The 10,231-nt window shown below is 68.4% G+C and carries 10 protein-coding genes and 1 pseudogene; 2 read left to right on the top strand and 9 right to left on the bottom strand.

The features are described 5' to 3' along the window. Nucleotides 1-151: 151 nt before the first annotated feature. The 9 genes from GWK15_RS25390 to GWK15_RS25350 form a co-directional block, all read right to left on the bottom strand. Complete coding sequence (locus GWK15_RS25390; RefSeq protein WP_168044383.1) at nucleotides 152-1,516, bottom strand: MFS transporter; 1,365 nt, start codon at nucleotides 1,514-1,516, stop codon at nucleotides 152-154. Nucleotides 1,517-1,608: 92 nt separating this feature from the next. Then, nucleotides 1,609-1,887, bottom strand: a complete 279-nt coding sequence (catC, locus tag GWK15_RS25385; RefSeq protein ID WP_168044381.1) for a muconolactone Delta-isomerase — start codon at nucleotides 1,885-1,887, stop codon at nucleotides 1,609-1,611. An 11-nt stretch (nucleotides 1,888-1,898) separates the two neighbouring features. Then, nucleotides 1,899-3,056 (bottom strand): muconate/chloromuconate family cycloisomerase, encoded by a 1,158-nt coding sequence (locus GWK15_RS25380; protein ID WP_168044379.1) that lies wholly within the window; start codon nucleotides 3,054-3,056, stop codon nucleotides 1,899-1,901. Nucleotides 3,057-3,172: 116 nt separating this feature from the next. After that, the gene (gene catA, locus GWK15_RS25375; protein ID WP_168044377.1) at nucleotides 3,173-4,102 is read right to left on the bottom strand and encodes a catechol 1,2-dioxygenase; all 930 of its coding nucleotides are present in this window, start codon (nucleotides 4,100-4,102) and stop codon (nucleotides 3,173-3,175) included. A gap of 28 nt (nucleotides 4,103-4,130) precedes the next feature. After that, entirely contained in the window at nucleotides 4,131-4,910 is a 780-nt protein-coding gene (locus GWK15_RS25370; protein ID WP_168044375.1) for a 1,6-dihydroxycyclohexa-2,4-diene-1-carboxylate dehydrogenase, read from the bottom strand. Continuing rightward, a complete protein-coding gene (gene benC / locus GWK15_RS25365; RefSeq protein ID WP_168044373.1) occupies nucleotides 4,907-5,932 on the bottom strand; it encodes a benzoate 1,2-dioxygenase electron transfer component BenC in 1,026 nt (341 codons plus the stop codon). Before benC ends, GWK15_RS25370 begins: the two co-directional genes overlap by 4 nt. A gap of 10 nt (nucleotides 5,933-5,942) precedes the next feature. After that, nucleotides 5,943-6,461: a benzoate 1,2-dioxygenase small subunit gene (benB, locus tag GWK15_RS25360; protein ID WP_168044371.1), complete on the bottom strand. Its 519-nt coding sequence runs from the start codon at nucleotides 6,459-6,461 to the stop codon at nucleotides 5,943-5,945. A gap of 13 nt (nucleotides 6,462-6,474) precedes the next feature. Then, nucleotides 6,475-7,821 (bottom strand): benzoate 1,2-dioxygenase large subunit, encoded by a 1,347-nt coding sequence (gene benA, locus GWK15_RS25355; protein ID WP_168044369.1) that lies wholly within the window; start codon nucleotides 7,819-7,821, stop codon nucleotides 6,475-6,477. Between the two features lie 17 nt (nucleotides 7,822-7,838). Beyond that, complete coding sequence (locus GWK15_RS25350; RefSeq protein ID WP_338147340.1) at nucleotides 7,839-8,027, bottom strand: (2Fe-2S)-binding protein; 189 nt, start codon at nucleotides 8,025-8,027, stop codon at nucleotides 7,839-7,841. Nucleotides 8,028-8,083: 56 nt separating this feature from the next. Between GWK15_RS25350 and GWK15_RS25345 the strand changes: the two genes are divergently transcribed. Then, the gene (locus GWK15_RS25345; protein WP_456306876.1) at nucleotides 8,084-9,097 is read left to right on the top strand and encodes a LysR family transcriptional regulator; all 1,014 of its coding nucleotides are present in this window, start codon (nucleotides 8,084-8,086) and stop codon (nucleotides 9,095-9,097) included. 607 nt (nucleotides 9,098-9,704) lie between these two features. Next, nucleotides 9,705-10,124: pseudogene (locus GWK15_RS25340) on the top strand (DUF5681 domain-containing protein); the annotation flags it as partial. Nucleotides 10,125-10,231: the final 107 nt, after the last annotated feature.

Raw genomic sequence — 10,231 nt, 5'->3', positions numbered from 1 at the left:
TCGATCTGCTCGGCGACCGTCACCGGCAGCGCCGGGTTGTCCTTCCTGCGCGGCACCGATCCGGTGATCGCGACGGAGATGATGCAGGGCTGGGTCATGGTATGGGTTCCTCGGGAAGGCGGCGCGGGAATGCTTCCCGCGCCGCGTCGCTTCACTCGGCCGCGACGACGGGTGCCGGTGCCTGGGCAGGGGCCGGTGCCGGGGTGGGGCGCTCGCGCATACCCTTTGCGAGCATCGCCCCGCCGGCCAGGAAGGCAGGGATGGCGGCGACGGTGAAGACGGTCGGCAAGTCCCAGCCGAGCGACAGCAGGAAGCCGCCCACCATGGAGCCGAGCACCGACCCCGTGCGCCCGACCGCATTCGCCCAGGACACGCCCGTCGCTCGGCTCGCGGTCGGGTAATAGGCGGCCGCGAGCGCATTCACGCCGACCTGCGCGCCGGCCACGCCGAAGCCCGCGCCGAAGATGGCGAAGACCAGCAGCGCCGGTGCTGCGGTGGCGCTGCCGAGCAGCACCACGAAGCCGCCCGCCAGCAGATAGGCCAGGGCCAGCACGCGGTGCGGCTCGAAGCGATCCATCATCCGGCCGATGACGATCGCGCCGACCGTCCCGCCGGCGGCGAGTGTCGCCGCCATCAACGCCGCGTTCTGCATCGAGAAGCCGGCCGTGGTGATGAGCAGCGGCAGCCAGGAGGAGAGCAGGTAGAAGACCAGCAGGCTCATGAAGAAGGTGGCCCAGATCAGCAGCGTGCCGCCGGCGAGGCCGTCGCGGAACAGCTGCAGGATCGGCATCCCGGTGGTCGTTCTCGCTGTTGTGAAGGTCGCGCCGCGCAGATCAGCGCCGGGCACGACGCGCGCCAGGACTTCCGCAACGCGCTCCGGCGCCGCCCCGCGCAGCGCGAGGAAGCGCGGCGATTCCGGCAGCTTCCAGGCCAGCACGGGTACCAGCAGCAGCGGTAGCACGCCCCCCATTTCCAGCACGCCCTGCCACCCATAGACGGCGACGATGTGCGAGGCGGCAAGCCCCGCCGCCGCCGAACCAATGGTGAAGCCGCAGAACATCAGCGTCACCAATGTGGACCGCCGCTGCGCCGGGCAGAATTCCGCCGTCAGCGTGATCGCTGCCGGCATTGCGCCCCCAAGGCCGATGCCGGTGACGAAGCGCAACACGGTCAGCACCTCGACCGAGGTGGAGAACGCCGAGGCCACGGTGGCGAGACCGAAGAATGCGGTGGTCGCCACAAGCACCGGCTTGCGACCCCAGCGGTCGGCCAGCGGTCCGAAGACGAAGGCGCCAACCATCAGGCCGAAAAGCCCGGCACCGAATAGCGGCGCGAGTTGCGCCGGCGTGATGCCCCATTGCGCGCGTAGCGCCGGCGCGATGAAGCCGATCGCCGCCGTGTCGAAGCCGTCGATCGCGACGACCAGGAAGCACAGCGCGATCACCAGCTTCTGGTGCCGCGAGAGCGGGTTGGCGTTTATGACGTCCTGGACGTCCAGGCTTCGTGTCGCTTGCATCGGATGTCTCCCTCCTCCTGTGAGGTGCTTGCCGGCGGTGATGGGGTCTGGAGCGCGTCGTTCCGCCGGGAACGGCGCACGCCGCAGGGGGTTCAGGCGATGGCGGAGGGGTGTCGCGCGAGCGGCGTCACCGCGATCTGCATGAAGGGGAAGAGCGGCAGGCCCGAGAGGATCGCGTGCAGCTCGTCATGGTCGGCGACGTCGAAGATGCTGACGTTCGCGTACTCGCCGGCGATGCGCCAAAGATGGCGCCAGGTGCCGCTGCGCTGCAGTTCCTCGGCGCGCGCCTTCTCAGCGGCCTTGAGGCGGTCGAAGGTCGCGGCATCGACATCGTGCGGCACGCGCACGTCCATCCGAACGTGGTAGAGCATGAGTTTCTTCCTCAGCAGCGCGCGAACCGGCGCAGCGCGTCGGGGTCGAGCGTGATGCCGAGGCCGGACCCCTCGGGCAGGTGGACGTGGAAGTCGGCGAAGCGCAGCGGCGCGTGGACCAGGTCTTCGACGAGGATCTGCGGGCCGAAGTGCTCACAGCCCCAGGCGAGCTCTCGCAGGCCAGCGAAGGCGTGCAGATGCGCCGCCGCGCCGACTGAGCTCTCGAGCAGGCAACCGCCATAGAGGGCGATACCCGCGGCCTCGGCCACCGCCGCGACCTTCTGCAGCCCGATCGGGCCGCCATGCTTCACGAGCTTGAGCGAGACGGCATCCGCCGCACCGGCCTGCGCCACCGCCATCATGTCCGCCGGCGTGAAGACGCATTCATCGGCGAGGATCGGCGCGGTGGTGCGGGCGCGCACACGGGCCAGGCCCTGCAGGTTCCAGGCCGGCAGCGGCTGCTCGACCAGGTGCACGTCCATCTCGGCCAGCCGGGGCAGGCAGCGCAGCGCGACCGTCTCGTCCCAGGCCTGGTTGGCGTCGACGATCAGCCGCGCGCGGCCTTCGAGTGCGGTGGCGAGGCGGCGCATGCGCGCCATGTCCTGTTCCGGCGCCTGGGCGCCGATCTTGACCTTGAAGGTGTCGTGCAGGCGCGCGGCGAGTTTGCCCTCCGCCTCCTCGATCTCCTGGGCCGGATCACCGGAGGCGAGCGTCCACAGCACCGGAAAGCTGGTGCGCACCCTGCCGCCGAGCAGCGTCGCCACCGGCACGCCGAGCGTCAGGCCGAGCGCGTCGAAGGCGGCGCTCTCGATCGCGCCCTTGGCGGCGTTGTTGCGCTTCGCCGCGGCATCCATCCGCGCGCCGAGCGTCACGGGCTGGTCCGCATGCTGGCCGATCAAGGCCGGTGCGAGGTAGGCGTCGATATTGGCCTTGATGGCCTCGACGCTCTCCTCGCTCCAGCGCGGGCCGCCGAGGGTCGCCGCCTCGCCAATGCCAACCACGCCATTGGCGAGGCGCAGCTGAACGATCACGTAGCTCTGCGCGGTGACCGAGGTCTGCGCCAGCTTGTGCCGCCGCACCGTTGGCACATCGACAATTGTCGCGCGGATGTCCTGGATGGCGAGGTCGCGCCGCAGATCCACGGGAATGGCGATGGCGGTGTCGGGCATGGCTGGGCCTTTGTGGGGTCGCGTTCGGGGGATCGGCGCGCGGCTGCGCGCCGGTCGTCAGTGTCATGCGGTTGGGGATCCCGGCCGCGCAGGCTGCGCGGCCGGGAAGGGAAGCGTCAGCCCGCCGGGGCGTGGGCGCGCTGGACCTCGGTGCGCGGGGCGGCCGTGCGGTCGGCGTGCAGGACGAAGTCGAAGGTGATCTCGGCGAAGGGTGCATTCAGGCCCTTGGCGCGCACCTTGTCTGCGTCATCGACACGACGCACTTCCGGGATCAGCCCGTCGCGCGTGGCGAAGGCGAAGTCGTCGTGCAGATACTCGTCGCCGTCGATGTTGATCTGCGTCGTCAGCTTGCGGTAGCCGGGCGCGGTGACGAAGAAGTGGATATGGGCCGGGCGATGGCCGTGGCGGCCGAGCTGGTTGAGCAGTTCCTGCGTCACGCCGTCGGGCGGGCAGGCGTAGCCCGCGGGCAGGATGGAGCGGAAGCGGTAGCGACCCTCGGCATCCGTCTCGATGCGGCGGCGCAGGTTGTATTTCGGCTGCGAGGGATCGAAGAAGGAATAGCCGCCCTTGGTGTTGGCGTGCCAGACATCGACGATCGCACCGGCGACGGGGTTGCCGTCCAGGTCGCGCACCTGGCCTTCCATGAACAGCACCTCGCCCTGCTCCGAGCCATCGTCGAGGCGCGCCTCACCCTTGGACAGCGGCGCGCCTTCGATCCACAGCGGGCCTTCGATGGTGCGCGGCGTGCCGCCCTCGATGCCGGCCTTGCGCTCGGCCTCGTCGAGGCGGAGGTCGAGGAAGGTCTCGAGCCCGAGGCCCGGCACCAGCAGCCCGACTTCGTTCGCCTGGCCGAGACGCGTCAGATAGGCTATCGCGCTCCAGAATTCGTCCGGCTGGATGTCGAATTCCTCGATGGTGCGGAACAGGTCGCCCACCACGCGGTGGACAATGCGCTTCAGGCGCACATCGCCGGTGCCGTCGCCGAGGTTGCTCACCTTCATCAGGAGGTCCTTGACCTCCTTGGTCTCGATCAGGCTGTCGCTCATGTCACGTTCCTCCGTTGGGGTGTGTCGATCAGCCGAGGTCCCCGCCCGCGACGGGCAGGGTCACCCCGGTGATGTAGGAGGCCTCGTCCGAGGCCAGGAACAGGATCGCCGCGGCCTGTTCGGCCGTGGTGCCGTAGCGGTGCATCAGGCTGGATGCCGTGGTCTGGTCGACGACCTGCTGCATCCAGGCATCCTCCTGCGGCGTGCGCGGCGTGCTGTTGCGCGGGATGCGGCGCGGCGGTGCCTCCGTGCCGCCCGGGGCGACGCCGACCACGCGGATGCCGTGCCCCGCGTATTCCATCGCCATGCAGGCGGTGATGGCGTTCACGCCGCCCTTCGCCGCGGCATAGGGCACGCGGTTCACGCCACGCGTGGCGACCGAGGAGAGGTTGACGATCACGCCGCCGCCGGCCTCGATCATCGCAGGCAGCACGGCGCGGCAGCACCATAGCGTCGGGAACAGCGACCGCCGGACCTCGGCCTCGATCTGCGCTTCCTCATACTCGGCGAAGGGCTTCGCCCAGATCGTGCCGCCGACGTTGTTCACCAGGATGTCGACACGGCCGAAGGCGGCGCGGGCGCGCTCCACCGCGGCGGTGGCGCCGGCGAAGGTCTCGAGGTCGGCGGTGACGGCGATGGCGGCGTCGCCGGCGTCGCGGCGGACCTCGTCCACCAGCTCCGAGCGATCGACCATCACAACGCGCGCGCCTTCGCGGACCAGGCGCAGCGCGACGTCGCGGCCGATGCCCTGGGCGGCGCCGGTCACGATCGCGGCCTTGCCCGCGAAGCGGTGCGCGAAGGTGGTCATGCCGCAAGCTTCCCGCCGTTCGCGTTGCCGCTCGGCGAGAATTTCTCGAAGTGGAAGGCGGCTGGCGTGACGCCATTGGCGCCGAGCCAGGAGCGCACTGCCTCCACCATCGGCGGCGGGCCGCAGAGATAGACATCCACGTCGCCGCCATTCAGCCAGGCGGGCTCCACATGCGCGGTGACGTAGCCCTTGCGCGGATGCGCGCTGCCCTCGGCCGCGACGATGGTGACAAAGGAGAAGTCCGGCAGCCGCGCGGCATAGGCCTCGAGTTCCTCGAGCCCGACCAGGTCGGCATCGTTGGTCACGCCATAGACCAGCCGCAACGGCTGCGCGCAGCCGGCCTCGGCCAGCCGGCCCAGCATGGACAGGAACGGGGCCAGGCCCGTGCCGCCGGCCAGAAACAGCACCGGGCGCGTTACGTCGCGCAGGTAGAAGCTGCCCGACGGGCCGGTGAACTCCATCGCCATGCCGGCTTCGGCCGCTCGCAGCCAGCCGCTCATCAGCCCGCCGGGAATGTCGCGCACCAGGAAGGACAGCGTGTCCGCGCCCGGCGCCGAGCTGAAGGAATAGGAACGCCGCTGCTCGGTGCCCGGCACGCCGAGATTCACGTACTGCCCGGGCAGGAAGGCGAGGCCCACCGGCCGGTCCAGCGTGAAGGCGAGGCTGGTGTCCGACAGCCGCTCGACGCCGCGCAGCACGGTCGGGAAGGATTGGGGGCGCGTCTTGCATGCGGTGGAGGCCGCGGGAATCGCCACCACCAGGTCAGTCTTCGGCCGTGCCTGGCAGGCGAGCGCGAGGCCCGAGGCGGCCTCCTCATCCGTCAGCGCGTCCTCGATGTAGGAGCCGCCGTCAAAGCTGCCGGATTCGACGCGGCACTTGCAGGTGCCGCAGGCGCCGTCGCGGCAATCCAGCGGGATGTTGATGCCGAGCCGGTAGGACGCGTCGGCGATCGTCTCGCCGGGACGCGCTTCCACGAAGCGCGTGACGCCGTCCTCGAAGTTGAGAGCGATGCTGTGGGTCATGGCGCCGCGCTCACACGTGATAGACGTCGACGACGTGGTGGATGTAGTCGTTCTTCAGCACCACCTTCTTGGCGCGGATCAGCGGCTGCCCGCCCGTCGTGTCGATCGTGTAGAAGGACGTGCCGAAATACGTGTCGGTGGTCTTGTAGCGGTAGCTGTAGGTCACCCAGTTGAAGCGCAGCTTCACCAGGCCGCCGGCCTGCTCGAGGATCTCGACGTTGCTGATGTTGTGGCTGGTGCGCGGCTCGGGCAGCGAGGTCGCGCTGCTGCGCTCGGTGCGGATGCGGAAGACGCGGTCCTCGAGCCCGCCGCGGTCGCCGTACCAGATCAGCGAGATCTCGGTCTGCGGGTCCTCGACCAGGCGGTCGTCGTCATCCCAGGACGGCATCCAGAACTCGGCGTCGGCCGCGTAGCAGGCGAGCCAGGCGTCCCAGTCCTTGTCATCGAGGGCTCGGGCCTCGCGGAAGAGGAATGCCTCGGCGTCAATGCGGGTGAAGGCGCGGGCAGGCATATCGATCACGGCGGACATGGCGTATTCCTCCTCAGCCCTGCTGGCTCTCGGCGGAGAGCGCGCGCTGCATCGCCTCCTGCCAGTACTTGTGCTGAACAACGAAGAGGCCCTCGTCCTCGGTCTTCACGCCGCTCATCACCGGCTTGAGGCCGATCGCGCTGGCCGCTTCGTCCGGCCCGTCGATCCAATGCGCGGCGCCGCGCGTCATGTCGTTCCAGCGCGCCGCGCGGGCGCCCATGGAGAACTGGCAGGCGCGGAATTCCTCGAGGTCGTCCGGCGTCGCCATGCCGGAGGCGTTGAAGAAATCCTCGTACTGGCGGATGCGGCGCGCGCGGGCCTCGGGCGCCTCGCCCTTCGGCGCGATGCAGTAGATCGTCACCTCGGTCTTATCGACCGAGATCGGGCGATAGGTGCGGATCTGCGACGAGAACTGATCCATCAGGTAGACATTGGGATAGAGGCAGAGGTTGCGGCTGCGCCCCACCATCCAGTCCGCGCGCGCCTGGCCGAACTCCGCGGCGAGTTCCTCGCGCCGGTCCCAGTTCGGCCGGTCCTCGGGGTTCGCCCAGTTGGTCCAGAGCAGCAGGTGGCCGTGCTCGAAGGAGTAGAAGCCGCCGCCCTGCTTGGCCCAGCCGCCGGCGCTCATCGCGCGCGTCTTGTCCTCGCGCTCGGCTTCCTTGCGGCGGCTGGTGGTCGCCGCGTAGTTCCAGTGCACGGCGGTGACGTGGTAGCCGTCCGCGCCGTTCTCGGTCTGCAGCTTCCAGTTGCCGTCGTAGACATAGGTCGACGACCCGCGCAGCACCTCGAGCCCGTCCGGCGACTGATCGACGATCAGGTCGATGATCTTCGCGGCCTCGCCGAGGTGGTCCACCAGCGGCTTCACGTCGGGGTTCAGGCTGCCGAAGAGGAAGCCGCGATAGCTCTCGAAGCGCGCGACCTTGGTCAGGTCGTGGCTGCCTTCCTTGTTGAAGGTCTCGGGATAGCCCGCGCCCTCGGGGTCCTTCACCTTCAGCAGCTTGCCGCTGTTGTTGAAGGTCCAGCCATGGAAGGGGCAGGTGTAGGTGGACTTGTTGCCGCGCTTGTGGCGGCAGAGCATCGCGCCGCGATGGCTGCAGGCGTTGACGAAGGCGTTCAGCTCGCCCTGCCGGTTGCGCGCGATGAAGATCGGCTGCCGGCCCATCCAGGTCGTGAAGTAGTCGTTGGTGTTGGGGATCTGGCTCTCATGCGCCAGGTAGATCCAGTTGCCCTCGAAGATGTGCTTCATCTCGAGTTCGAAGAGCCCGGGGTCGGTGAAGATGTCGCGGGCCACGCGGAAGACGCCCTTACCGGCATCGTCCTCGATCGCCCGGTCCACCGTGGTCTGGATGCTGTCGAGCATGGTCGTCCTCCTGGTGCTTACTTGTCGGTTGGCGCGGCGAAGCCGGCGCGGATGAGGTCGCGCATCTCCGCGGCACAGGCGCCGCATTGGGCGCGGCAGCCGCAGGCGGCGTAGGTATCGGAAGGCCGGCGGGCGCCGGCGCGGATGGCGTCGCGGATCTGGCGGTCCGTGAGGACGTTGCAGTGGCAGATGATCATCGCGGTCACCTCAGCCAAATACGGCAAGGTGTTGCGATATCTGGATTCTGCGGCGACTGGGGCACTTGTGGTTCAGGGACATTTCATTTCCTCCGTCCCCGCCACATCGCACCTTCAAAAACTTCAAATCCAAGACTAAAAGGGTAACAATCATACCTGGGAGGTATCGTCTGGAATCGCGGCAGCTCCGGTATTTCGTGACCGTGGCGCGCGAGCGGAACTTCACCCGCGCGGCAGAGAAGCTGCACATCGCGCAGCCCCCGTTGTCACGACAGATCCAGGCGCTGGAGGAGGAGTTCGGCGTCGAGCTGTTCGATCGTGCCAGCCGCCCCTTGGCCATGACGGAAGCCGGGCGGCTGCTCTTCGACCAGGCCGTGCTCGTGCTCGAGCGCATGGACGAGATGAAGTCAATGATGCGCCGACTGCACGAGGCCGAGGTGCAGCGCTTCCGCATCGGATTCGTCGCGTCGACGCTCTACGGCTACCTGCCGGAGGTGATCCGCCGCTATCGCGCGACGCGACCGAATGTCGACCTCACCCTGCTCGAGCTCACGACGATCGAGCAGATCGCCGCGCTGAAGGAAGGGCGCATCGATGTCGGCTTCGGGCGCATCCGCTTCGATGACCCCGCGGTCCAGCAGACGCTACTGCGCAACGAGAGGCTGAGCGTGGCGCTGCCGCTGCGGCATCCGCTCGCGTCGCGGATGGATGCGATCAGGTTGACGGAGCTCGCGGATGACGTGCTCGTCGTCTATCCGATGGTGCCGCGGCCGAGCTACGCGGACCAGGTACTGGCACTGTACCGCGCGCGGGACGTGAAGCCTGCGACGACCCGCGAGGTACGAGAATTGCAAACTGCGCTTGGCCTGGTGGCCGCGGAAGCTGGCATCTGCTTCGTCCCGGCCTCGGTCGAGCGGCTGCGCCGGGACAACGTAGTGTACCGGCCGCTCGACGAGCCGGATGCGGTATCGCCGGTGATCATGAGTACACGCAAGGGCGACCGGTCGTCCGAGATCGGCCATGTGCTGAGGCTGGTGAAGGAGATGTACCGCAAGGAGGGAATCACCTTCGGCGTATGATCATCCCGCCTCCTCGCGCGCACCGTGAGCTGGCTGCCCCGCTTCTATGTGGCAGAGAAGTTTGGCCATCGGCTATTGCGACTACGCCTGTGGGTACTGGACTCCAATCTCCCCTTGGCCACACGCGCCGACGACGCCCCTCATCCGCCGCACGTGGTCTGTTCTGTTGATCGTCGCCGTGGGTCGCTGAGCAGAGTCTCTGTACTACTGAGGTTGCCGCCGCCATCCACCACGCGATGAGCCGCCACAGTGTTGTCGAGCCGACAGCCGTACCCGATCATCGGCGGAGCACACCCGACTCAAGCCAGCGTGCCGATGCGAGTGCCGCGCTGAGTCTTACGACGGCCGTGGTGGAACCACTGTATCTCGCGGCCCTATGCGATGCTGCTGGCGCGTCTCGCACGACCGGCGCCGGATATCGTCGATGCTTTTGCCAAGCATGAAGGCGCCAGAGCCCGTGTACGCCGGACGCTATGCCGTTCGTCCTCCGGGATTGGCTGGACCACGCAGCGCGTGACGGCGTGCCCCGGATAAGCGCGCGCCCAGGTCTCAACAACCGGGCGGCTACGCGGTCGGCTACGGCCGGCCGCCGGCGCACGGCCAGTTCAGGCCTGGCCAGAGCGGCAATCCCCACGGGCGGCCGAAGGGTACGGTGAACCTGACCAGTCTGATCACGAAGGTCATGAACGAGAAGGTGGTGGTCCATGAGGGCGGCCGCCGGCGGAAGATCACCAAAGGCGAGACGATCGCCAAGCAGTTGGTGAACAAGGCCGCCAGCTGCGAACTGCGCGCTATGCAGATGCTGAAGACCATTGAGCGGCGCCAGCTGATGGCGACGCAGGCGGCGGAGCGCTCGGCGACCTTGGAACCGGTGGCGCTGCAGCCTCAGTATCCACAGATCGACTTCTCGAAGTTGTCGACGCGCCAGTTAAAGGTTCTCCAGGAAGCCATCGAGATCATCGAGGGGCGTCAGGAGCCCCCCGACCTGCCGATGCCGCCCCCTGATCCCGGCGAGGAGCCGCGGTGAGCGGAGATGTGGTGTAGCCTGCTACCCATCCTTGGACCGCCCTGGCGGGCGTCTTCCAGCGCTATTCGGTCGGCGTGGGCCGTGTACCGCTGACCGATTTCACCAGG

This window comes from Neoroseomonas oryzicola (assembly GCF_012163135.1).
Lineage (GTDB): Bacteria > Pseudomonadota > Alphaproteobacteria > Acetobacterales > Acetobacteraceae > Neoroseomonas > Neoroseomonas oryzicola.
The sequence above is the reverse complement of the archived record's forward strand: the minus strand, read 5'-3'. Positions and strand labels throughout refer to the sequence as shown.

What these genes read in the sequence shown, in the direction of transcription:
- GWK15_RS25390 (WP_168044383.1), bottom strand. Translation starts at nt 1,516, where the DNA reads ATGCAAGCGACACGAAGCCTGGACGTCCAGGACGTCATAAACGCCAAC.
- catC (WP_168044381.1), bottom strand. Translation starts at nt 1,887, where the DNA reads ATGCTCTACCACGTTCGGATGGACGTGCGCGTGCCGCACGATGTCGAT.
- GWK15_RS25380 (WP_168044379.1), bottom strand. Translation starts at nt 3,056, where the DNA reads ATGCCCGACACCGCCATCGCCATTCCCGTGGATCTGCGGCGCGACCTC.
- catA (WP_168044377.1), bottom strand. Translation starts at nt 4,102, where the DNA reads ATGAGCGACAGCCTGATCGAGACCAAGGAGGTCAAGGACCTCCTGATG.
- GWK15_RS25370 (WP_168044375.1), bottom strand. Translation starts at nt 4,910, where the DNA reads ATGACCACCTTCGCGCACCGCTTCGCGGGCAAGGCCGCGATCGTGACC.
- benC (WP_168044373.1), bottom strand. Translation starts at nt 5,932, where the DNA reads ATGACCCACAGCATCGCTCTCAACTTCGAGGACGGCGTCACGCGCTTC.
- benB (WP_168044371.1), bottom strand. Translation starts at nt 6,461, where the DNA reads ATGTCCGCCGTGATCGATATGCCTGCCCGCGCCTTCACCCGCATTGAC.
- benA (WP_168044369.1), bottom strand. Translation starts at nt 7,821, where the DNA reads ATGCTCGACAGCATCCAGACCACGGTGGACCGGGCGATCGAGGACGAT.